The sequence below is a fragment of the Streptomyces sp. NPDC006134 genome, from assembly GCF_040628835.1.
Lineage (GTDB): Bacteria > Actinomycetota > Actinomycetes > Streptomycetales > Streptomycetaceae > Streptomyces.
In genome coordinates, this window is the sequence record NZ_JBEXTV010000031.1 from 1 (window position 1) to 23,228 (window position 23,228).

Sequence of the window (23,228 nt, forward strand, 5' to 3'; positions counted from 1 at the left end):
CCCAACCAGCCGGAGATGTCGCTTTTGCCGGTCCGCTTGGGAGGTTCGCTAGGGGCTGCGGGGGCCCCGGGGCTCCGCCGAGGCGGGCACCGGCACGGCGGCTGCGGCCGGAGGGGTCAGCCGGCGAGGCCCAACTCCCGTGCGATCAGCATGCGCTGGACCTCGCTCGTGCCCTCACCGATCTCCAGGATCTTCGCGTCGCGCCACATGCGGGCGACCGGATACTCGTTCATGAATCCGTACCCCCCGTGGATCTGGGTGGCGTCGCGGGCGTTGTCCACGGCGACCGTGGAGGAGTACAGCTTGGCGAGCGCCGCCTCCTTCTTGAACGGCTCGCCCGCCACCAGCCGGGAGGCCGCGTCGCGCCAGGCCAGCCGGGCCGTGTGCGCCTTCATCTCCATATCGGCGATCTTGAACTGGATCGCCTGGTTCGCCCCGATCGGGCGGCCGAAGGCGTGACGTTCCTTCGCGTACTTCACGGACTCGTCGACGCAGCCCTGCGCCAGGCCCGTGGCCAGCGCGGCGATGGCGATGCGGCCCTCGTCGAGGATGCGCAGGAACTGGGCGTAGCCGCGGCCCTCCTCGCCGAGCAGGTTCGCGGCGGGCACCCGGACGTCGTCGAAGGACAGTTCACGGGTGTCGGAGGCGTTCCAGCCGACCTTCGAGTACGGCGGCGCCACCGTGAACCCCGGTGTCCCCGACGGGACGACGATCGCCGAGATGCGCGGCCCGCCGTCCGGTGTGCGGCCGGTGACCGCCGTGACCGTCACCAGGCCCGTGATGTCCGTGCCGGAGTTGGTGATGAAGCACTTGGTGCCGTTGATCACCCACTCGCCCGTCGTCTCGTCCAGCCGGGCCGTGGTCCGGGTCGCGCCCGCGTCCGAGCCGCCGTCCGGCTCGGTCAGGCCGAACGCGCCGAGCATCTCGCCGGAGCACAGCCGGGGCAGCCAGGTGCGCTTCTGCTCCTCGGTGCCGAACAGGTGGATCGGCATGGCGCCCAGCGAGACGCCCGCCTCCAGGGTGATGGCCACCGACGAGTCGACCCGGGCCAGCTCCTCCAGCGCGACGCCGAGGGCGAGGTAGTCGCCGCCCATGCCGCCGTACTCCTCCGGGAACGGCAGGCCGAACAGGCCCATGCGGCCCATCTCCCTCACGATCTCGTACGGGAACTCGTGCCGCTCGTAGAAGTCGCCGATCTTCGGCGCCACGACCTCGTGCGCGAACTCCTCCACCGTCCGGCGGAGTTCCTCCAGTTCGGGGGAGAGCCTGTGGTCCATCGTGTCACTGCTCCTTGTGGGAGACGGGGGCGGCCGGGGTGGCCGTGCCGCCGGGTCCGGCGGCGTCGGTGAGGTCCGCGGCGTCGGCGGGGTCCGCGGCGTCGGCGGGATCCGTGCGGGGGGAGACGGCGGAGGCGAGGGCCCGTACGGTGCGGGAGGGGCTGGGGCGGCCCAGCCACCGGGCCATCCACACGCTGGTGGCGACGAGACGGCCGAGGTCGACGCCGGTGTCGATGCCGAGGCCCCGCAGCATCCACACCAGGTCCTCGGTGGCGAGGTTGCCGGTGGCGGACTTGGCGTAGGGGCAGCCGCCGAGGCCGCCGGCGGAGGCGTCGACGGTCGTGACACCGCGCTGGAGGGCGGCGAGGGTGTTGGCGAGCGCCTGTCCGTAGGTGTCGTGGAAGTGCACGCCCAGCACCTCCACGCCGATGCCCTCGGCCGTCAGGGCGTCGAGCAGGGCGGTGACATGGCCCGGTGTCGCCACGCCGATGGTGTCGCCGAGGCTCAGCTCGTCGCAGCCCATGCCGGCCAGGGCCCGGCAGACCCGGACGACCCGGGCGACGGGGACCGGGCCTTCCCAGGGGTCGCCGAAGCACATCGACAGATAGCCGCGGACATGGACGTCCGCCTCCTTCGCCCGCGCCACCACCGGCTCGAACATGGCGAGCGCCTCGTCCACCGTGCGGTTCAGGTTGGCCCGGGCGAAGGACTCCGTGGCGCTGGCGAAGACGGCGATCCGGCGGGCGCCGAGGGCGAGGGCCCGCTCCAGCCCGCGCTCGTTGGGGACGAGGACCGGCAGGTCGACCGGGAGACCGGCGACGAGGGGGTAGAGCCGCTCGGCGTCGGCCAGCTGGGGCACCCACTTCGGGTGGACGAAGCTGGTCGCCTCGATCGTGGTCAGCCCGGCACCGGCGAGGCGGCGGACGAACTCCGCCTTCACCTCGGTCGGCACGGTCGCCTGCTCGTTCTGCAGGCCGTCGCGGGCGCCGACCTCGTGGATGCGGACGCGGGCGGGCAGGCCCGCCGCCGGTACGGCCATGGGGAGATCCACCGCCGGTGCGGCCAGGGAGGGACGGTCAGCCGTCATGGTCCGCCTCCCGGGGTGCGATGACCGCCAGGACCTGGTCCATGGCGACCGTGGTGCCGGGGGTGACGTCGAGTTCGGTGACCGTGCCGGCGTGCGGGGCGCAGACGACGTGCTCCATCTTCATCGCCTCCACCACCAGCAGGCTCTGCCCCGCGGCCACCTCGTCGCCGACGGCCACCTTCACCACCGTGACCGTCCCCGGCATGGGCGCGGTCAGCGAGTCGGCGCCCGCGTGCGCGGCGCGGGTGAGGGAGGCGGCGACCGGGTCGTGGTCGCGGACCTGCCAGGCGTCGCCGTCGCGGCCCAGCCAGTCGCCGGCGCGGTGGAAGGTGTGCCGGACGCCGTCCAGGACCACCGACACCTCCTCGTCGGTGACGGTGTGGGTGCCGCGCGGGGTGTGGGCCACGGGGCCGGCGCCGGCCGCGCGCAGGTGGACGGTGACGGGCCTGGGCTCACCGCCCAGCCGCCAGCCGCTCGGCACCGAGAAGGGGTCCGTCCAGCCGCCCGCGCGCGGGCGCAGCGCGTCCAGCCGGACGGCCGCCGCCGCCTCGTACACCTCCTCCGGCACACCGGCGGGGACCAGCCCGTCCAGCTCCCGCTCCACCAGTCCGGTGTCCAGGTCGCCGGCGACGACCGCCGGGTGGGCGAGCAGCCGCCGCAGGAACCCGGCGTTGGTCGGCACCCCCAGGACCACCGTCTCCGCCAGCGCCGCCCGCAGCCTGCGCAGGGCCGTCGGACGGTCCGGGCCGTACGCGATCACCTTGGACAGCATCGGGTCGTACCGGCTGCCGACCTCCGTGCCCTCGGCGAGCCCCGAGTCGGTCCGCACCCCGTCCCCCTGCGGTTCGCGCAGCCTGAGCACCGTGCCGCCGGACGGCAGGAAGCCGCGCGAGCCCTCTGTGACGGACACGGTCTCGGCGTACAGGCGGGCCTCGACCGCGTGGCCGGTGAGCGCGATGGCGTCCTGCCCGAAGCCCAGCGGCTCGCCCGCGGCCACCCGCAGCTGCCACTCCACCAGGTCCAGCCCCGTGACCAGCTCGGTGACCGGGTGCTCCACCTGGAGGCGGGTGTTCATCTCCATGAAGTAGTACTGGGAGGGGTCGCCGCCCGGCACGATGAACTCCACCGTGCCCGCACCCCGGTAGCCGCAGGAACGGGCCGCCTGGACCGCCGCCTCGCCCATCGCGGCCCGCGTCGCCTCGTCCAGCAGGACGGACGGAGCCTCCTCGACGATCTTCTGGTGGCGGCGCTGGAGGGAGCACTCCCGCTCGCCCAGGTGGACCACGTTGCCGTGGCCGTCGGCCAGGACCTGGATCTCGATGTGCCGGGGCCGGTCGATCCACCGCTCCACCAGCAGCGTGTCGTCGCCGAAGGAGGAGCGGGCCTCGCGGCGGGCCGCCGCGATCTCCTCCTCCAGCCGCTCCAGGTCCCGCACCAGGCGCATGCCCTTGCCGCCGCCGCCCGCGCTCGGCTTGAGCAGCACGGGCGCCCCCAGCGCGCGGGCCGCGCCGGCCAGGTCGGGGTCGCGCCCGCCGGGAACCACGGGCACCCCGGCCGCCGCCACCGTCTCCTTGGCGCGGATCTTGTCGCCCATGAGGGCGATCGCGTCCGCCGGGGGCCCGACGAAGACCAGCCCCGCCGCCTCGCAGGCGCGCGCGAAGTCCGCGTTCTCGGCGAGGAAGCCGTAGCCGGGGTGGACGGCCTGGGCGCCGGTGCGGGCCGCCGCCTCCAGCAGCCGCTCCGCCGACAGATAGCTCTCGGCGGCGGGCGCCGGCCCGATCCGCACCGCCGTGTCGGCCTCGCGGACGTGCCGGGCACCGGCGTCCGCGTCGGAGAAGACGGCGACCGAGCGCACGCCCATCGACCGCAGCGTGCGGACGACGCGTACGGCGATCTCGCCCCGGTTGGCCACGAGCACGGTGTCAAACATCAGTCCCATCCCCCTGTCACATCCGGAAGACGCCGAACCGGGGTTCACCCAGCGGGGCGTTGGCACACGCGGTCAGGGCCAGTCCCAGCACCTGCCGGGTCTCCAGCGGGTCGATCACGCCGTCGTCCCACAGGCGCGCGGTGGCGTAGTAGGCGTTCCCCTGGCGCTCGTACTGCGCGCGGATCGGCGCCTTGAAGGCTTCCTCCTCTTCCACGGGCCAGGACTCCCCGCGCGCCTCCAGCTGATCCCGCTTGACCGTCGCGAGGACCGAGGCGGCCTGCTCGCCGCCCATGACGGAGATCTTGGCGTTCGGCCACATCCACAGGAAGCGGGGGGAGTACGCCCGCCCGCACATGGAGTAGTTGCCCGCGCCGTACGACCCGCCGACCACCACCGTCAGCTTCGGCACGCGCGTGCACGCCACGGCCGTGACCATCTTGGCGCCGTGCTTGGCGATGCCCCCGGCCTCGTAGTCCCGGCCCACCATGAACCCGGAGATGTTCTGCAGGAACACCAGCGGGATCCCGCGCTGGTCGCACAGCTCGACGAAGTGGGCGCCCTTCTGGGCGGACTCGGCGAACAGGATGCCGTTGTTGGCGACGATCCCGACCGGGTGGCCGTGGATCCGGGCGAAGCCGGTGACCAGCGTCTGCCCGAACTCGGACTTGAACTCCGCGAAGCGCGAACCGTCGGTCACGCGTGCGATGACCTCGCGGACGTCGTAGGGGGTGCGGGGGTCGACGGGCACGGCGCCGTACAGCCCGTACGGGTCCACCTTCGGCTCGGCCGCCTCCGTCACCTCCCAGGGCAGCGGCCCGCGCGCGGGGAGCGTGGAGACGATGGTCCGCACGATCCGCAGGGCGTGCGCGTCGTCCTCCGCCAGATGGTCGGTCACGCCCGACACCCGCGCGTGGACCTCGCCGCCGCCGAGCTCCTCGGCGGTGACGACCTCGCCGGTGGCCGCCTTCACCAGCGGCGGCCCGCCCAGGAAGATCGTCCCCTGGTTCCGGACGATCACGGCCTCGTCGCTCATCGCGGGCACGTACGCCCCGCCGGCCGTGCACGAGCCCATCACCGCGGCGATCTGCGGGATGCCCGCGGCCGACATCCGGGCCTGGTTGTAGAAGATCCGCCCGAAGTGGTCCCGGTCGGGGAAGACCTCGTCCTGCATCGGCAGGAAGGCGCCGCCGGAGTCGACCAGGTAGACGCAGGGCAGGCGGTTCTCCAGGGCCACCTCCTGCGCGCGCAGGTGCTTCTTCACCGTCATCGGGTAGTACGTCCCGCCCTTGACGGTGGCGTCGTTGGCGACGATCACGCACTCCCGGCCGCTCACCCGGCCGATCCCGGCGACGACCCCGGCGGCCGGGGCCTGCCCGTCGTACATCCCGTCGGCCGCGAGCGGCGCCAGCTCCAGGAAGGGCGAGCCCGGGTCCAGGAGCGTGTCCACGCGGTCGCGCGGCAGCAGCTTGCCGCGGGCGGTGTGCCGGGCCCGCGCCTTCTCGCCACCGCCCAGCCGGGCCGCGGCGAGCTTCGCGCGCAGCTCCTCCACGAGGGCGCGGTGCGCCTCCTCGTTGGCGCGGAACGCCTCCGAGGCGGGATCGGCCGCGCTCGTCAGCTCCGGTGCCTCGTGCATCGTGCGGTCCCCTCACCCAGTGGTCCACCAGTTAATGACCGTTAACGCATGTCCCCTCAGGTTAACGACCGCTAACCGCGCTGTCTAGAATCGTCCCCATGGCCACCAGAACCGACGCCCCCACCCGCCGCGAGCAGATCCTCAAGGAAGCCGCCCGCCTGTTCGCCGAGCGCGGCTTCCACGGCGTCGGCGTGGATGAGATAGGCGCGGCGGTGGGCATCAGCGGCCCCGGCCTGTACCGGCACTTCGCCGGCAAGGACGCGATGCTCGCCGAACTGCTGGTCGGCATCAGCGATCAGCTCCTGACGGGTGCGAAGCGGCGCCTGGCGGAGGCCGGCGGGGCGGCCCCCGAGGCGGTCCTCGACTCGCTCGTCGAGGGGCACATCGACTTCGCGCTCGACGACCGCCCGCTCATCACCCTGCACGACCGCGAGCTGGACCGCCTCCGGGACAGCGACCGCAAGCTGGTGCGCCAGCTCCAGCGGCAGTACGTCGAGCTGTGGGTGGAGGTGGTCCGCGAGGCGTACCCGGCCCTCACCGAACCGGCCGCCCGCTCCGCGGTCCACTCGGTCTTCGGCCTGCTGAACTCCACCCCCCACCTCGGTCGCCGCGGCTCCCTCCCCGGCCGGGGCGCGACGGCGGAGCTGCTGCACCGGATGGCGCGGGGGGCGTTCGCGGCGGCGGGGGCCGGGGCGGCGACCGGGGCGGAGTGAGGGGGGCGGCGGGCGGTCACCGGTCCGGCGTGACGAGGGTTACGGCGTCACCTCTCTGGACGCTTGTCCGTACTCGCCGGTACGGTGAGGTCTGAGCAAGCGCTTAGACAGACGTACCGGTGGAGGTGGCGGCGTGCGCCGTACGGTGTTCAACGAGGATCACGAGGCGTTCCGGGAGACCCTGCGCGCCTTCATCGAGGCCGAGGTCGTGCCCGTCTACGACGAGTGGTTCCAGGCCGGCCAGGCGCCGCGCGAGTTCTACTACAAGCTCGCCGAACTGGGCCTGTTCGGCATCAACGTCCCCGAGGAGTACGGCGGCGCCGGGCTGGAGACGCACAAGTTCGAGGCGATCCAGTACGAGGAGACCGCCCGCGCGGGCGTCTCCTTCGGCGGCTCCGGCGTGCACGTCCTGCTCGCCCTGCCGTACATCAAGATGCTCGCCACCGACGAGCAGAAGAAGCGCTACCTCCCGAAGTTCGTCTCCGGCGAGGAGATGTGGGCCATCGCGATGACCGAGCCGGGCACCGGCTCCGACCTCGCGGGCATGAAGTCCACCGCCAAGCTCAGCGAGGACGGCACGCACTACGTCCTCAACGGCGCCAAGACCTTCATCACCGGCGGCGTCCACGCCGACAAGGTCATCGTCTGCGCCCGCACCGCCCCGCCCACCGCCGAGGACCGCCGCTACGGCATCTCCCTGTTCGCCGTCGACACCAAGTCCGAGGGCTACTCCGTCGGCCGCAAGCTCGACAAGCTCGGCCTGCGCACCTCCGACACCGCCGAGCTGGCCTTCGTCGACGTCAAGGTCCCCGCCGAGGACCTGCTCGGCGAGGAGAACAAGGGCTTCTACTACCTCGGCCAGAACCTGCCCTCCGAGCGCTGGGGCATCGCCTACGGCGCCTACGCGCAGGCCAAGGCCGCCGTCCGGTTCGCCAAGCAGTACGTCCAGGACCGCACGGTGTTCGGCAAGCCCGTCGCCGCCTTCCAGAACACCAAGTTCGAGCTGGCCGCCTGCCAGGCCGAGGTGGACGCCGCCGAGGCGGTCGCCGACCGCGCACTCGAAGCGCTCGACGCCGGCGAGCTGACCCCCGCCGAGGCCGCCAGCGCCAAGCTGTTCTGCACCGAGGTCGCCCACCGCGTCATCGACCGCTGCCTCCAGCTCCACGGCGGCTACGGCTACATGAACGAGTACCCGATCGCCCGTCTGTACGCGGACAACCGTGTGAACCGCATCTACGGCGGCACCAGCGAGGTCATGAAGATGATCATCGCGAAGGACATGGGCCTGTAAGCCACCGGACATGAGCGAGGCACTCCGGTCCCTGCTCGATCTGCTCGACCTGGAGCGGATCGAGCAGGACATCTTCCGCGGCCGGTCCCGGTCCGCCGTCGTCCCGCGCGTCTTCGGCGGGCAGGTCGCCGCCCAGGCCCTGGTCGCCGCCGGGCGCACGGTCCCCGCCGACCGGCACGCCCACTCCCTGCACGCCTACTTCCTGCGCCCCGGCGACCCGGACGCCCCGATCGTCTACGAGGTCGACCGCCTCCGCGACGGCCGCTCCTTCACCACCCGCCGCGTCGTCGCCGTCCAGCACGGCAAGCCGATCTTCGGCCTGTCGGCGTCCTTCCAGACGTACGAGGAGGGCCTGGACCACCAGGCCCCGATGCCGCCCGCCCCCGACCCGGCGACCCTGCCCACCGGCGAGGAACGGCTGCGCGGCTACCCGCACCTGCCCGCCGAGGTCGTGGAGCGGTTCGTCGAGGCGCGGGCCGCGGTGGACCTGCGCTACGTCGACGACCCCCCGTTCGGCCGGTTCGGCGAGCCGCGCGAACCGCACTCGCAGGTGTGGTTCCGCACCGACGGCAAGCTGGAGGGCGAGATCGACCGGCCCCTCCTGCACGTCGTCCTCGCCACCTACGTCTCCGACATGACCCTGCTGGACTCGGTGCTGCTCGCGCACGGCCGGGGCGGCTGGGCCGTCGGCGACGTCGTCGGGGCCTCGCTGGACCACGCCATGTGGTTCCACCGCCCCTTCCGCGCCGACGAGTGGCTGCTGTACGACCAGCAGTCCCCGTCGGCGTCCGGCGGGCGGGGCCTGGGCCAGGCACGCATCTACACCCAGGACGGACGGCTCGCCATCTCGGTGATCCAGGAAGGCTTGGTGCGCGTCCCGCGGGAACACTGAGAGACATGGCACGAGCGGGAACGGCGAAAGCGGTCCGGAAAACGGTCCAGGAGGACACCGGCGGCGGCGAGAGCACCTTCACGGTGATCGTCGCCGCCCTCGCCAATCTGGGCATCGCCCTGGCCAAGGCGGTCGCCGGCGTGATCAGCGGGTCCAGCGCGATGCTGTCGGAGGCCGCGCACTCGGTCGCCGACACCGTCACCGAGGTGCTGCTGCTGGCCTCCCTCAAACGCAGCGCGAAACCCGCCGACGAGGACCACCCCCTCGGCCACGGCCCCGAACGCTACATCTGGGCGCTGCTCGCCGCCGTCGCCACCTTCGTCGGCGGCGCCGTCTTCTCCCTCTACGACGGCATCCACACCCTGGTCGAGGGCGAGGAGATCGGCGACCCGCTGGTGTCGTACGTCGTCCTCGCGGTCGCCTTCCTGCTGGAGAGCTACTCCCTGCGCACCGGCCTGAAGCAGGCGCGCGGCGAGGCGGCCCGCTTCCGGGTGTCCTTCGGGCGCTATCTGCGCCGCACGCCCGACACCGCCGTCAAGGCCGTCGTCCTGGAGGACTCCGCCGCGCTGGCCGGGCTGGTGCTCGCCGCGGGCGGCCTGCTCGGCGGGCAGCTCACCGGATCGGGGGTGTGGGACGGTGCCGCCTCCCTGTGCATCGGCGCGCTGCTGCTGTACGTCGCCTGGGTGCTGGGGCGGTCCAACGCCGAGTTCCTCATCGGGCGTCCGCTGCCCGCGCGCGTGCGGGAGCGGATCCGGGCGGAGCTGCTGGCGGTGGAGCACATCGAGGCCGTCGTGGAGCTGACGACCCTGGTGCAGGGGCCGCGCGAGGCACTGGTCGCCGCCAAGGTCGACTTCCGGGACCTGTCCACGGCGGCCCAGGTCGAGGGGGCCTGCGAGCAGGCCGAGCGGCGGCTGCGGGAGGCGTTCCCGGTGGTGCGCCGGGTCTACCTGGACCCGACGCCGGTTCCGCGGCGCTGACACCCCCCGCCCGTGTCCTCGCCGGTTACGCCAGCCCCGCCTCCGCCAGCAGGTACGCCGTCATCGGGTCGTAGTACCGCGGGCTGACCACGTGGTCGTCGAGCGGCACCGTCACCTGGAGGGTGCCCTCGGCCTCGGCGAGGAAGAGGGCCGGGTCGTTGCAGTCGGCGTACCCGACGGAGTCCACGCCGTGCTGTCCGGCGTACCCGGCCCAGCCGTGGTCGGCGACGACCAGGTCGGGCAGCGGGCGGCCCTCGCGCTCCAGGCCGGTCAGGATCGCCTTCATCGGCTCGCCGGAGTGGGTGTGCCACAGCGTGGCCCCGTGCTCCAGCACCGCCACGTCCGCGAACTGCATGACGTACCCCTCGTCCGTCACCAGCCCCTCGGGGATGACGACGATCTCGCAGCCGGCGGCCCGCAGCGCGGCGGCCGTGGCGCGGTGCACGTCGAGCAGCCCGCCGGGGTGGCCGGTCGCGAACAGCACGCGCTGCCCGCTGTCGGCGGCCTTGCGCAGCCGTCCGGCCATGCGCTCCAGCGCGGCGACGGTCAGCTCGGGGTCGATGGTGTCCTGCCCGTACCGGTGCTCGGGGTCGTCGACGACGCCGACGCGTTCGGCCATCACCGCGAGGACGTCCTGCTCGTCCGTCCAGCGGTCGCCGAGCTCCAGACCGAGCCAGAAGCCCCGGTCGCCGTTGGCCAGTTTGCGGTAGTGGGAGAGGTTGTTCTCGCGGGGGGTGGCGACCTCGCCCGCGATACGGGTCCTCACGAGGTGGTCGACGAGTTCGGCACGGCTGGGTGTCCCGGGTATCGGCATGGCTCCCATTGTGGGGCAGCCGCCGGTGCCGGTCTGCGGGTGTGTCACCCGCTGGGACGCGCCTCACGCCCGCCGGGGCCACTCCCGCCGCAGCGCGAACCACAGCTCCATCCGTACGTCCGCGTCGTCCAGGTCGGCGCCCAGCAGGGCCGCGCAGCGGGCGATGCGCTGCCGGACGGTGTTGCGGTGCACGGACAGGGCGACGGCCGTGCGGTCCCAGCTGCCGTGCAGGGACAGCCAGGTGCGCAGGGTCTCGGTGAGGGCGGGGTTCGCCGCGACGGGGGCGAGCAGCGCACGGGCGTGCGCCTCGGCCTCCTGCGCGGGGACCAGGTCGGCGAAGGCGGGCCGGGCGCCGTGGCGGACCAGCGGCACGCGGGTGGCGCGGGCGCGGGCCAGCGCGCGGGCCGCCTGGGCATCGGCGGCCGGCCAGTCGGGCGGGGCGGCCGGGGCGCTGACCCCCAGGGTCCAGCCGGGCTGGGGGGCCGGGAACGCGGGTCCCCGGCCGGAGGCGCCTTCCTGGCCGATGGGGACGCCGCGGCCGGAGACGGCTTCGTGGCCGGAGGCAGTTGTGCGGTCGGAGACGGCTTCGTGGCCGGCGGGAATACCGCGGCGGGTGGGCACTTCCCGGCCGGCGGGGATGTCCCGGCCGGCCGGGATGTCCTGGCCGGCAGGGATGCCCCGGTTGGTGGGGATGCCCCGGTTGGTGGGGGTGTCCCCGCCGGTGGGGGCGTCGCGGTCGGCCGGGACGAGGACGCGTACGACGTCCCGGTCCGGGTCGACCAGCGGTGAGCCCAGCGCGGCGCCCAGCGCGGAGGCGGCCACCGGATCGGGGGCGCCCCGGTCGGGGTGCGCGTGCACGACGAACCACCGGCCGCCCGCACTCCGGGCCCCGGACCCCTGCCCGAGCAGCGGCGCGACCTCCTCGGGGGTGGCGCCCAGCAGCAGCCGGACCAGCGCCGAGGACCGGGCCGCCCCCGTGCCGCTCTGGTGCTCGCCGGTGAGGAGGGAGAGCAGCACGGCGGCGACCGAGGCGATGGCGTGGTCGCCCGGCTCCCGGTGCGGTGCGGCGGCGCCGAGCACGAAGCCCCGCCCGGCACCGAGGGCGTACGCGGACAGACGGGTGCCGCAGGCGGTGTCGCTGGCGGTGGTGGAGGAGCCGCGGGTGACGACCCGGGCCAGCTCGGCCAGGGCCCGGCGCGCCCCGGCGTCCGGCTCACGGCCCGCCGCCGCGATCTCGGCGCCGTCGGGGCCGTACAGCGCGGCCCAGCCGCCGAGGCGGGCGGCGAGCCGGCGCAGCACCGACGGCACCGGGTCGGGCCGGGAGGCCGCGGCGGCCAGGCTCTGCTGGGCCTCCGAGACGCGGCGCAGTTCGGCCAGCCGGGCCTGCGCCATCAGCTGCCACACCGCGCGGGCCACCGCCGAGAACGTCGTCCGCGGCGCCACCTCCACCAGCGGCAGCGCGTACGCCTCGCAGGCCGCCACCAGCGCGGGCGGCACGGTGTCGTGCACGGGCGCCACACCGAAGCCGAGCGCCGCGCCGCCCGCCGCCACGATCCGGGAGACGTAGTCCTCGAAGTAGCCGGTGTGCGCGCCGGACACCGCCTCCTCGGGGATGTGGACGCCCGCGGTCAGCAGCAGCTCCCCGCCCAGGAGGTACGGATAGGGGTCGGACATCTCCGACGTCTGCGCCCAGCGGATGGTCACCTCCGGCCCGGCGGGACCGGCGATCTGGCGCAGGGCGAGGTCCTCGCGGGACAGCAGGGCCGCGAGAGGAACAGGGGGCGTGGGCGGAACCGCCGGCTCCTGCCCCACGGACGTCATGAACGTCATGGACGTTTCCTCCATCACCGGCGCCGCGAATGGAGGAAACGTACACTTCGCAGTCGCTTTTCGGCCACCTAGGGTCAATCCAGACCGGCAGCCGCGGGTACGGGCGGATGTCCCCGCGACGCGCCACCGGACAACCGACTCCCATCAGTCACCAGCACGACACGCCACCGAGAGTGCGCGAAGGAGGGCCCCACATGGCCGTCGACTACATCGTGATCGTCGTCTATCTGGCCGGCATGCTGGCCATGGGCTGGTGGGGCATGCGCCGCGCCAAGTCCAAGAGCGAGTTCCTGGTCGCCGGGCGGCGCCTGGGGCCCGCGATGTACTCCGGCACCATGGCGGCGATCGTCCTCGGCGGCGCGTCCACCATCGGCGGCGTCGGCCTCGGCTACCAGTACGGCCTGTCCGGCGCCTGGATGGTCGTCACCATCGGCCTCGGCATCCTCGCCCTGTCCGTCTTCTTCTCCGCCCGCATCGCCCGGCTGAAGGTCTACACCGTCTCCGAGATGCTCGACCTGCGATACGGCGGCAGGGCCGGCGTCATCTCGGGTGTCGTGATGTGGGCGTACACGCTGATGCTGGCGGTCACCTCGACCATCGCCTACGCCACGATCTTCGACGTCCTGTTCGACGTGAACCGCACGCTCGCGATCGTCCTCGGCGGCTCGATCGTCGTCGCCTACTCCACGCTCGGCGGCATGTGGTCCATCACCCTCACCGACATGGTGCAGTTCGTGGTGAAGACCATCGGCGTGCTGCTCCTGCTGCTGCCCGTCGCCGTCGTCAAGGCGGGCGGTTTCGGCGAGATGAAGGCCAAGCTGCCGACCTCCTACTTCGACCCGCTGGGCGTCGGCGGCGAGACGATCTTCACCTACGTGCTGATCTACACCTTCGGCATGCTCATCGGCCAGGACATCTGGCAGCGCGTCTTCACCGCCCGCAACGACCGCACCGCCAAGTGGGGCGGCACCGTCGCCGGCACCTACTGCCTCGCCTACGCCGTCGCCGGCGCGGTCATCGGCACCGCCGCCAAGGTGCTCTACCCCAAGCTGGGCAGCCCCGACGACGCCTTCGCCACCATCGTCAAGGACGAACTCCCCATGGGTGTGCGCGGCCTGGTGCTGGCCGCCGCCCTGGCCGCCGTCATGTCGACCTCCTCCGGCGCCCTCATCGCCTGCGCCACCGTCGCCAACAACGACATCTGGTCCCGCCTGCGCGGCGCCGTCAAGGCGTCGCCGGGGGAGGCGGAGGCGCACGACGAGGTCAAGGGCAACCGTGTCTTCATCCTCCTCATGGGCGTGGCGGTGATCTGCGCCGCCATCGTGCTCAACGACGTCGTCGAGGCCCTCACCGTCGCCTACAACCTGCTCGTCGGCGGCCTCCTCGTCCCCATCCTCGGCGGCCTGCTGTGGAAGCGCGGCACCGCGCAGGGCGCGCTCGCCGCCGTCGCGGCCGGCGGCCTCGCCGTGATCGGCCTGATGGCCGGCTACGGCATCCTCGCCAACGAGCCCGTCTACTACGGCCTGCCGGCCTCCCTCGCCGTCTACGTCGCCGTCTCCCTGGCGACGAAGCCGACCGACGAGACCGTCCTCGCCGCCTGGCGGGAGCGGATCGCCGGACGAGCCCCCGAGGCCGTACCCGAACCGGCCCCGGCTCACCAGTAGAGTCGGACCATGAAGTCGGACCATCACAAGTAGTGCACAAGCAGTACATACGCGACAAAGCGTACGAAGGAAGGCAGTTCATGAGCAGCAACGAGACGCCCCGCGGCCCCGTCGACTCCTCCCGCGTCCCGCGGTACGCCGGCCCCGCGACCTTCGCCCGGCTGCCCCGCCTGGACGAGGTCGGCCGCGCCGACGTCGCCGTGGTGGGCGTGCCGTTCGACTCGGGCGTCTCCTACCGGCCGGGCGCCCGCTTCGGCGGCAACGCCATCCGTGAGGCGTCCCGCCTGCTGCGCCCCTACAACCCGGCGCAGGACGCCTCCCCCTTCGCCCTCGCGCAGGTCGCGGACGGCGGTGACATCGCCGTCAACCCGTTCAACATCAACGAGGCCGTCGAGACGGTCGAGGCCGCCGCCGACGACCTGCTCGGCACCGGCGCCCGCCTGATGACCCTGGGCGGCGACCACACCATCGCCCTCCCGCTCCTGCGCTCGGTCGCCAAGAAGCACGGCCCGGTCGCCCTGCTCCACTTCGACGCCCACCTGGACACCTGGGACACGTACTTCGGTGCCGAGTACACCCACGGCACCCCGTTCCGCCGGGCCGTGGAAGAGGGCATCCTCGACACCGAGGCGCTCTCCCACGTCGGCACCCGCGGCCCGCTGTACGGCAAGCAGGACCTGACCGACGACGAGAAGATGGGCTTCGGCATCGTCACCTCCGCGGACGTCTACCGCCGCGGCGCCGACGAGGTCGCCGACCAGCTCCGCCAGCGCATCGGCGACCGCCCGCTGTACATCTCCATCGACATCGACTGCCTGGACCCGGCCCACGCGCCCGGCACCGGCACCCCCGAGGCGGGCGGCATGACCTCCCGCGAACTGCTGGAGATCCTGCGCGGCCTGGCCTCCTGCAACCTGGTGTCGGCGGACGTCGTCGAGGTGGCCCCCGCCTACGACCACGCGGAGATCACGTCGGTGGCGGCCTCCCACACGGCGTACGAACTCACGACGATCATGTCCCGCCAGATCGCGGCGGCCCGCGAAGCCGGCAAGGAGAACGAGGGCAAGTGACCCACGACCACGACCTGGTACTCCGTCCGTCGCCCGCCCAGACGGAGGCCGCGCTGAACCCTCCCCCCGGCCGCAACGGCGGAGACCTGGTCGTGGAGACCCTGGCCGGGCTCGGCGCGACCACCGTCTTCGGCCTGCCCGGCCAGCACGCCCTCGGCATGTTCGACGCCCTGCGCCGCTCGGACCTGCGCTACATCGGCCTGCGCGTGGAGAACAACGCGGGCTTCGCCGCCGACGCCTACGGCCGGATCACCGGCGAGGCGGCCCCGCTGCTGCTGTCGACCGGCCCCGGCGCGCTGACCTCCCTGGCCGCGCTCCAGGAAGCGGCGGCGGCCTCCGCCCCCGTCCTGGCCGTCGCCAGCCAGGTCCCCACCGCCGGACTCGGCGGAGGCCGCCACGGCTACCTGCACGAACTTCCCGACCAGGCGGCCTCCTTCCGCGGCGTGGTGAAGTCCGTCCACACCGTCCGCACCCAGTCCCAGATCCCCTCCGCCCTCGCCGCGGCCTGGAAATCGGCCCTGACCGCCCCGCACGGCCCGGTGTGGGTGGAGATCCCCCAGGACGTCCTCCTCGCGCCCGCCGCGCTGCCGGTGGTGACGGCCATGGACGCGACCCCCGACGAGCTGGTCCCGCGCCCCGAACTGACGGCGGTCGCCGCCGACCTGCTGTCGAAGGCGGCCCGCCCGGCGATCATCGCGGGCGGGGGAGTGGTCCGCGCGGACGCCTCGGGCAAGCTGCGGCAGCTCGCGGAACGCCTCCAGGCCCCCGTGGTGACGACCTTCGGCGGCAAGGGCGCGTTCCCCTGGGAACACCCGCTGTCGCTGCAGTCCTGGCTGGAGGACCGCCACACCACCGACTTCCTGGAGGACGCGGACGTCCTGCTCGTGGTCGGCTCCGGCCTCGGCGAACTCTCCTCCAACTACCACACGTTCAAGCCCCGGGGCCGGGTCGTCCAGATCGAGGCCGACCTCGGCAAACTGGAGTCCAACCACCCCGCCCTCGGCATCCACGCCGACGCCCGCCTCGCCCTCCAGGCCCTGCTGGAGACGGTGGAGGAGCGGCAGGACCCGACGGCCCCGGAGCGCGTACGGGATCTGCTGGCCCGGGTCCGCGCCCGCATCGCCGCCCAGGACCTCACCCTGGAACAGCGGGTGCTCGCCGCGGTCCGCAACGCCCTCCCGGCCGACGCGCCGTCCTTCTGGGACATGACGATCCTCGCCTACTGGGCCTGGTCCGCCTTCGACGCCAAGTTCCCCAACACCATGCACTCGGCCCAGGGCGCCGGCGGCCTCGGCTACGGCTTCCCGGCCGCCCTCGGCGCGGCGGCGGCCGACCCGACCCGCCCGGTCCTGGCGGTCTCCGGCGACGGCGGGGCCCTGTACTCCATCGCCGAGCTGGCGACGGCCCGCCAGTACGGACTGAACGTCACCTGGCTCATCGTCGACGACGGCGGCTACGGCATCCTGCGCGAGTACATGACCGACGCCTTCGGGCAGGCCACGGCGACGGAACTGACCCGCCCGGACTACGTGGCCCTCGCGGAGTCCTTCGGGGTCACCGGCGTCCGCACGGCCCCCGAGACCCTGGAGGCCGACCTGGCGCGGGCACTGGCGACGCCGGGTCCGTCGGTGGTCGTCCTCCCGGCGGTGCTGCGGATGTTCGCGCCGACGCATCTGACGTGACGGTTCCCGTGAGCTCCCGCGGACAGAGCGCCGTACCGTCCCCCTGGTGGAAGAGGCCGACGGAAGACAGCCTGCCCCGCCCTGCCCTCGACCTTGCCCTGATTCTGTTCTTGCCGAGGTGACCGCCCGGGCCGGCCTTCAGGGGAACGGCCGGTTCCACTGCCGGTTCCACGGCCGAGTCCGCTGTCGGCTTCACTGCGGATCCGTCCCGTCGGACCCGCGCCCGGAGGCCCAGGGAGCGAGCAGGTCACGGAGCAGTTCGGTGAAGGCGTTGTCCAGCGTGTCCTCCCGGAGCCGGTCGCCGGCGGCTTCGGGGCAGAGGGCGGCGGGGCGGGCGATCCACACGATCCGCCAGGGCCTGGCTCCCAGTTCGGGGTCGCCCCAGATGCCACCGCGCGGGCAGAGGGGGTGCAGCAGATCGCTGACGCGCTCCGTCGCGACCCGCATCAGCGGCCCCTCGGTCGCCGTGTGCGCGGCCGAGAACGCCGTGGGGGAGGACCGCGCGACGGCGGCCGTGGTGGGGTGGCGACGGATCACGCGCACGACCTCCGTCAGGTGCCTGGTGATGCCGGGGACGGTGCCGTCGCTGGGGCAGGCGCGGTGTGCCGTGTCGAAGGCCTGTGCCAGCTCCGTCGTCAGCGCCCGCAGGTGCAGTGCCGATGCGGACTTCCAGTTGGAGTAGAGGAAGTTGCGTGTGGTTCCGCAGCTGCGGGCGATGGAGCTCAAGGACACGTTCAGGCCACCGGTGCGCATGAGGTGGCGTACGGTGCTGATCACGTGCCCTGTGCTGTAGGGGTTGCAGTCGTAGGCGAATCGCGAGCTCATGGCGGCTACTGTGCTGAAAACCTGTGAGCACTGGGCAGGTGAATGCCGAGTGGGCACTCAGATGAGCGACGCGAGGACGCCGGGGACTGGGGTGCTCACGCTTTCGGATGAGTGTGCCGGTCCTGGACGGCGATGAACGAACGGCGATGAGCGAAGAGCGGCCGCCCTCCCGAGCCCTCGCCGCCGGCCCGCCGCCAAGGGGCGCTGCCCCTTCGGCGGGGACGCCTTCCGGGGAGGGCGGAGAGAGACGGCGGCGGGGGCGCAACTCTGCGGTCTCCCCCGTGTCACCGAGCCGCCCTACGGTGACACCCATGCGCTGGAGAACCCTTCTCGTCACCGCCACCGCCACCCTCGCGACGGCCACCTGCCTGACCGCCGCCGGGCCCGCGAACGCCCAGGGCGGACATGCCTGTTCCCCGTCCGTGTCGATCACCGGCTTCTCGGACGCCCTCGACAAGACCACCTACGAGGACACCTACGTCGGCAACCTCTCCGCCCTCGCCCCCGGCCTCCCCCACTCCCGGCTCCGCTCGAACGGGGGCACCCCCACCGGCTCCCTCGCCGCCCTCTCCGACCGTTCCTCCCTGATCCGCCTGGACGCGCGGACCCTCGAGCCCCGGGGCGTGCTGCCGCTCGTGGACGAGAACGGCGCCGCTCTCGACGCCGAGGGCCTGGTCGCCGACCTCCCCCATGCCCGGCCTCGCTCGGGCGAGAGGACGTCCGGCGGCACGTACCTCGTCTCCTCCGAGACCGAGCCGTCCGTACGCCGTTACTCCCGCGACGGGAGGATCCTCGGCAGGCTCCCCGTACCGGACGCCCTCCGCGTCGCCCCGGCCGGCCGCGCCCGGTCCAACGGGACCTTCGAGGGGCTGACCCTGCTGCCCGGCGGCCGGACCCTGATCGCGTCCATGGAGTACGCCCTGTCCGGGGACGACCCCGCGCTCGTCCGGTTCCAGACCTGGCAGCGGACCGGGGGCGGGCCCGGCGGGCCCTTCCGGCTCGCCGCCCAGTACGCCTACCCCGTCGACCCCGGCCTCGGCGTCCCCGAGATCACCGCGACCCCCGACGGCCGCCTCCTCGTCCTGGAGCGCGGCTTCACCGCCGGCGTCGGCAACACCGTCCGCCTCTACCTCGCCGACCCGCGCCGCGCCACCGACGTCCGCGGCATCGAGCGGCTCACCGGGCAAGGCGGCGTGCGGACGGTCCGCAAGACCCTCCTCGCCGACCTCGCCGCCTGCCCCTCCCTCGGCGCCACCGCCAAGCAGCCCCAGCCCAACCCGCTGCTCGACAACATCGAGGGCATGGCGGTCACCGGCCGGACCAAGGGCCGCCTGGACGTGGTGCTGGTCAGTGACGACAACCAGAGCGGCACCCAGACCACCCGGTTCTACGACCTCCGGGTGCGGGTCTGACCCCGGATTGTTGCGGAGGGATGAAATCCCCTTCCGGTCGCGTTGGTGCCTTCCGGTAGATCAGGACGAACGGAGGGCACCCGCGTGACAACGCAGCAGGGCTGGGCGCGACGACTGGCCGGATACGCGTGGCGGTATCCGAAGGACGTCGTCCTCGCCCTCGGCTCCTCCCTCGCCGGCATGGCGGTCATGGCGCTGGTCCCGCTGATCACCAAGGTGATCATCGACGACGTGATCGGCGAGCACAGCCGGTCCATGGCCGTCTGGGCGGGTCTCCTCATCGGTGCGGCGGTGGTCGTCTACGTCCTCACCTACATCCGCCGCTACTACGGCGGCCGGCTCGCCCTCGACGTCCAGCACGACCTGCGGACCTCGATGTACGCGACGATCATGCGGCTCGACGGGCGGCGGCAGGACGAACTGTCCACCGGGCAGGTCGTGGGGCGGGCCACCAGCGACCTCCAGCTCATCCAGAGCCTGCTGTTCATGCTCCCCATGACCATCGGGAACGTCCTGCTCTTCCTGATCTCCCTGGTGATCATGGCGTGGCTGTCGCTGCCGCTCACCCTGGTCGCCCTCGCCGTCGCGCCTGCGCTGTGGTGGATCGCCAAGTGCAGCCGCACCCGGCTGCACCCCGCCACCTGGTACGCCCAGGCCCAGGCCGCCGCCGTCGCCGGCGTGGTCGACGGCGCCGTCGGCGGCGTACGGGTGGTGAAGGGCTTCGGGCAGGAGGAGCAGGAGACCGGGAAGCTGCGGGAGGCCGGGCGGCGGCTGTTCGCCGGGCGGCTGCGGACCATCCGGCTCAACGCCCGGTACACCCCCGCCCTCCAGGCCGTACCGGCCCTCGGACAGGTGGCGATGCTGGCGCTCGGCGGCTGGCTGGCGGTGCGCGGGCACATCACGCTCGGCACGTTCGTCGCCTTCTCCACCTACCTCGCCCAGCTCGTCGGCCCGGTCCGCATGCTCGCCATGGTCCTCACCGTCGGCCAGCAGGCCCGTGCGGGCACCGAACGCGTCCTGGAGCTGATCGACACCGAGCCGGTCATGCGGGACGGCACCAGGGAACTGCCCGCCGACGCCCCGGCCACCGTCGAGTTCGACGACGTGTCCTTCGGCTACGAGAGCGGCTCCGCGGACGGCTCGGAGGGCGGCTCCCAGGACGGCTCCGGGAAGAGCGGGGCGGGCAGCGCCGTCCTCGACGGCCTCTCCTTCGAGATCCGCCCCGGCGAGACCCTCGCCGTCGTCGGCGCCTCCGGCTCCGGCAAGTCCACCGTCTCCCTGCTCCTGCCGCGCTTCTACGACGTCACGCGCGGCGCCGTCCTCGTCGGCGGCCACGACGTGCGCGAGCTGACGCTGGAGTCGCTGCGCGCCGCGATCGGCCTCGTCCCCGAGGACTCCTTCCTCTTCTCCGACACCGTCCGCAACAACATCGCCTACGGCCGTCCCGACGCCACCGACGAGCAGATCCGGGCCGCCGCGCGGGCCGCGCAGGCCGACCGGTTCATCGCCGAGCTGCCCGACGGCTACGACACCACCGTCGGCGAGCACGGCCTGACCCTCTCCGGCGGCCAGCGCCAGCGCATCGCGCTCGCCCGCGCCCTCCTCACCGACCCGCGGCTGCTGGTCCTCGACGACGCCACCTCCGCCGTCGACGCCCGCGTCGAGCACGAGATCCACGAGGCGCTGCGGGAGGTCATGCGGGACCGCACCACGCTGCTGATCGCCCACCGCCGCTCCACCCTGAACCTCGCCGACCGCATCGCCGTCCTCGACGCCGGCCGCCTCGCCGACATCGGCACCCACGAGGAGCTCCAGGAGCGGTGCGCCCTGTACCGGCGCCTGCTCACCGACCCCGACGAGCTCGGCGGCGTCTCGCCGGGGCACGCCCAGCCAGCCGCGCCGCACGAGGACACCTCCATGGGGGTCCCCCCGCTCGAGCCCATTCGAGAGTGGGGGAGCGATGAACTGGACGCCGAGTTCGACGCCGAGCGCGGGATCACGCCCCGGCTGTGGGCGGGGGAGCGGGAGCCGCGGGACGCGGCGAAGGCAGGCAGCCCCGCCACTCCGGAGCTGCTCGCCCAGGTCGAGGCGCTGCCCCCGGCGACCGACACCCCGGACGTCGACGAGGCGCACGCCGTCCGGCCGGAGGAGTCCTACGGGCTGCGCCGCCTGCTGCGCGGCTTCGGGCTGCCGCTGCTGGCCAGCCTGGGACTGGTCGCCGTCGACGCCGGGATGGGCCTGCTGCTGCCGGTCATGATCCGGCACGGCATCGACGAGGGCGTCACACGGCTCGCGCTCGGCGCGGTCTGGTCGGCGTCGCTGCTGGCGCTGCTGGCCGTGGTCGTGCAGTGGGCGGCGCAGAGCGGCGAGATCCGGATGACCGGGCGGACCGGTGAACGGATCCTGTACACGCTGCGGCTGAAGATCTTCGCGCAGCTCCAGCGCCTCGGGCTCGACTACTACGAGCGGGAGCTGACCGGGCGGATCATGACCCGGATGACCACCGACGTCGACGCCCTGTCGACGTTCCTGCAGACCGGTCTGGTCACCGCGTTCGTCTCGGTCGTCACCTTCTTCGGCATCATGGTCGCCCTGCTCGTCATCGACGTGCAGCTCGCCCTCGTCGTCTTCGCGACGCTGCCGCCGCTGGTCGTCGGCACGTTCTTCTTCCGCCGGGCGAGCGTGAAGGCGTACGAGCTGGCGCGCGAGCGGGTGTCCGCCGTCAACGCCGACCTCCAGGAGTCGGTGTCGGGGCTGAGGATCGTGCAGGCGTTCCGGCGCGAGCGGGACGGCGGGCGGCGCTTCGCCGAGCGCAGCGACAGCTACCGCCGGGCCCGCATCCGGGGCCAGTGGCTGATCTCCGTCTACTTCCCCTTCGTGCAGTTCCTGTCGTCGGCCGCCGCCGCGGCCGTGCTGGTCGTGGGCGGCGCCCGGGTCGACGACGGGACGCTGACGACGGGCGCGCTGGTGGCGTACCTGCTCTACATCGACCTGTTCTTCGCGCCGGTCCAGCAGCTCTCCCAGGTCTTCGACGGCTACCAGCAGGCGACCGTCTCCCTCGGCCGCATCCAGGAACTGCTGCGCGAGCCGGCCTCCACCAAGGCCGCCGACAAGCCCCGGCCGGTGGAGTCCCTGCGCGGCGAGATCGCCTTCGAGGGCGTGCGCTTCCGCTACGGCGGCGAGGAGGAGGCGCTCGGCGGCATCGACCTGCGCATCCGGGCCGGGCAGACGGTCGCGTTCGTCGGCGAGACCGGCGCCGGCAAGTCCACCCTGGTGAAGCTGGTCGCCCGCTTCTACGACCCGACCGAGGGCCGCGTCACCGTCGACGGCACCGACCTGCGCGACCTCGACCTGACCTCCTACCGGCACCGGCTGGGCGTCGTCCCGCAGGAGGCGTACCTCTTCCCGGGCACGGTCCGCGACGCCATCGCCTACGGCCGCCCGGACGCCACCGACGCCGAGGTGGAGGCCGCCGCCCGCGCGGTCGGCGCCCACGAGATGATCGCCACCCTGGAGGGCGGCTACCTCCACGAGGTCGCCGAACGCGGCCGGAACCTGTCCGCCGGGCAGCGCCAGCTGATCGCGCTGGCCCGCGCGGAACTCGTCGACCCCGACATCCTCCTGCTGGACGAGGCGACCGCCGCGCTGGACCTGGCGACGGAAGCCCAGGTCAACCAGGCCACCGACCGTCTCGCGGGCCGCCGTACCACCCTCGTCGTCGCCCACCGGCTGACCACGGCCGCCCGTGCGGACCGGGTGGTCGTCATGGACCACGGGCGGGTCGCGGAGGACGGCACCCACGAGGAACTGCTGGCGCGCGGCGGACGGTACGCGCAGCTGTGGCGCACCTTCGTCGGGGCGGACGAGCCGGAGGAGACGGTCGGCGTGTCGTAGCCGTTCCCGTGCGGGCGGTGCGGCCGGCGCCGCGTGAGCGGTGTGGGCGGCCCCGCGTGTTCGCGGGCCCGGCCGACGTCCTTGCTGCGGCCGCGCGCCGCGGACCCGATCACTCTCGCCCTCCTCGCCCTGCTCCTCTCATCACCGCCGTCGGCTGCGAGACGCGCCTCCACCGGATGGGCCCCGGCGGTTCCGGCCGGGCCGCCGGGCGACAGAGGGGAGGCGGACGGCAGCCGG

The 23,228-nt window shown here is 73.4% G+C and carries 16 protein-coding genes; 9 read left to right on the forward strand and 7 right to left on the reverse strand.

Annotated features, from left to right (window positions below):
• Window positions 1-116: 116 nt before the first annotated feature.
• From ABZ340_RS20905 to ABZ340_RS20920, 4 genes are read right to left on the reverse strand one after another with little or no spacing between them, the layout of a single operon-like run.
• The gene (locus ABZ340_RS20905; protein ID WP_358783290.1) at window positions 117-1,277 is read right to left on the reverse strand and encodes an acyl-CoA dehydrogenase family protein; all 1,161 of its coding nucleotides are present in this window, start codon (window positions 1,275-1,277) and stop codon (window positions 117-119) included.
• A 4-nt stretch (window positions 1,278-1,281) separates the two neighbouring features.
• A complete protein-coding gene (locus tag ABZ340_RS20910; protein ID WP_358783291.1) occupies window positions 1,282-2,364 on the reverse strand; it encodes a hydroxymethylglutaryl-CoA lyase in 1,083 nt (360 codons plus the stop codon).
• Window positions 2,354-4,294, reverse strand: a complete 1,941-nt coding sequence (locus ABZ340_RS20915) for a biotin carboxylase N-terminal domain-containing protein (protein WP_358783292.1) — start codon at window positions 4,292-4,294, stop codon at window positions 2,354-2,356. Before ABZ340_RS20915 ends, ABZ340_RS20910 begins: the two co-directional genes overlap by 11 nt.
• Before the next feature lie 16 nt (window positions 4,295-4,310).
• Window positions 4,311-5,927, reverse strand: a complete 1,617-nt coding sequence (locus ABZ340_RS20920) for a carboxyl transferase domain-containing protein (protein ID WP_358783293.1) — start codon at window positions 5,925-5,927, stop codon at window positions 4,311-4,313.
• A gap of 98 nt (window positions 5,928-6,025) precedes the next feature.
• On the opposite strand from ABZ340_RS20920, the gene ABZ340_RS20925 reads away from it, so the two are divergent.
• From ABZ340_RS20925 to ABZ340_RS20940, 4 genes are all read left to right on the forward strand, one after another.
• Complete coding sequence (locus tag ABZ340_RS20925) at window positions 6,026-6,640, forward strand: TetR/AcrR family transcriptional regulator (protein ID WP_358783294.1); 615 nt, start codon at window positions 6,026-6,028, stop codon at window positions 6,638-6,640.
• Between the two features lie 133 nt (window positions 6,641-6,773).
• A complete protein-coding gene (locus tag ABZ340_RS20930; RefSeq protein ID WP_358783295.1) occupies window positions 6,774-7,931 on the forward strand; it encodes an acyl-CoA dehydrogenase family protein in 1,158 nt (385 codons plus the stop codon).
• A gap of 10 nt (window positions 7,932-7,941) precedes the next feature.
• The gene (locus ABZ340_RS20935; RefSeq protein ID WP_358783296.1) at window positions 7,942-8,823 is read left to right on the forward strand and encodes an acyl-CoA thioesterase II; all 882 of its coding nucleotides are present in this window, start codon (window positions 7,942-7,944) and stop codon (window positions 8,821-8,823) included.
• A gap of 5 nt (window positions 8,824-8,828) precedes the next feature.
• Window positions 8,829-9,800 carry a cation diffusion facilitator family transporter gene (locus ABZ340_RS20940; RefSeq protein ID WP_358783297.1) on the forward strand — a complete coding sequence of 324 codons (972 nt, stop codon included), beginning with the start codon at window positions 8,829-8,831 and terminating at the stop codon, window positions 9,798-9,800.
• Between the two features lie 25 nt (window positions 9,801-9,825).
• Here the strand turns inward: ABZ340_RS20940 and ABZ340_RS20945 are convergent, their stop codons facing one another.
• Both ABZ340_RS20945 and ABZ340_RS20950 read right to left on the reverse strand, forming a co-directional pair.
• On the reverse strand, window positions 9,826-10,614 hold the full coding sequence (locus tag ABZ340_RS20945) for a phosphatase (RefSeq protein WP_358783298.1): 789 nt from the start codon (window positions 10,612-10,614) through the stop codon (window positions 9,826-9,828).
• Window positions 10,615-10,677: 63 nt separating this feature from the next.
• Complete coding sequence (locus ABZ340_RS20950) at window positions 10,678-12,444, reverse strand: helix-turn-helix domain-containing protein (protein ID WP_358783299.1); 1,767 nt, start codon at window positions 12,442-12,444, stop codon at window positions 10,678-10,680.
• Window positions 12,445-12,638: 194 nt separating this feature from the next.
• On the opposite strand from ABZ340_RS20950, the gene ABZ340_RS20955 reads away from it, so the two are divergent.
• From ABZ340_RS20955 to ABZ340_RS20965, 3 genes are all read left to right on the forward strand, one after another.
• The gene (locus ABZ340_RS20955; RefSeq protein ID WP_358783300.1) at window positions 12,639-14,108 is read left to right on the forward strand and encodes a sodium:solute symporter; all 1,470 of its coding nucleotides are present in this window, start codon (window positions 12,639-12,641) and stop codon (window positions 14,106-14,108) included.
• An 80-nt stretch (window positions 14,109-14,188) separates the two neighbouring features.
• On the forward strand, window positions 14,189-15,178 hold the full coding sequence (gene speB, locus ABZ340_RS20960) for an agmatinase (protein WP_358783301.1): 990 nt from the start codon (window positions 14,189-14,191) through the stop codon (window positions 15,176-15,178).
• Entirely contained in the window at window positions 15,175-16,860 is a 1,686-nt protein-coding gene (locus ABZ340_RS20965; RefSeq protein ID WP_358783302.1) for a thiamine pyrophosphate-binding protein, read from the forward strand. The genes speB and ABZ340_RS20965 overlap by 4 nt, the downstream gene beginning before the upstream one ends.
• A 192-nt stretch (window positions 16,861-17,052) precedes the next feature.
• Here ABZ340_RS20965 and ABZ340_RS20970 read toward each other — a convergent pair whose 3' ends face one another.
• Entirely contained in the window at window positions 17,053-17,685 is a 633-nt protein-coding gene (locus ABZ340_RS20970; RefSeq protein ID WP_358783303.1) for a hypothetical protein, read from the reverse strand.
• 311 nt (window positions 17,686-17,996) lie between these two features.
• Between ABZ340_RS20970 and ABZ340_RS20975 the strand changes: the two genes are divergently transcribed.
• Together ABZ340_RS20975 and ABZ340_RS20980 are read left to right on the forward strand one after the other, a co-directional pair.
• Window positions 17,997-19,097 (forward strand): esterase-like activity of phytase family protein, encoded by a 1,101-nt coding sequence (locus ABZ340_RS20975; RefSeq protein ID WP_358783304.1) that lies wholly within the window; start codon window positions 17,997-17,999, stop codon window positions 19,095-19,097.
• Window positions 19,098-19,181: 84 nt separating this feature from the next.
• On the forward strand, window positions 19,182-22,991 hold the full coding sequence (locus ABZ340_RS20980) for an ABC transporter ATP-binding protein (protein WP_358783305.1): 3,810 nt from the start codon (window positions 19,182-19,184) through the stop codon (window positions 22,989-22,991).
• Window positions 22,992-23,228 lie beyond the last annotated feature (237 nt).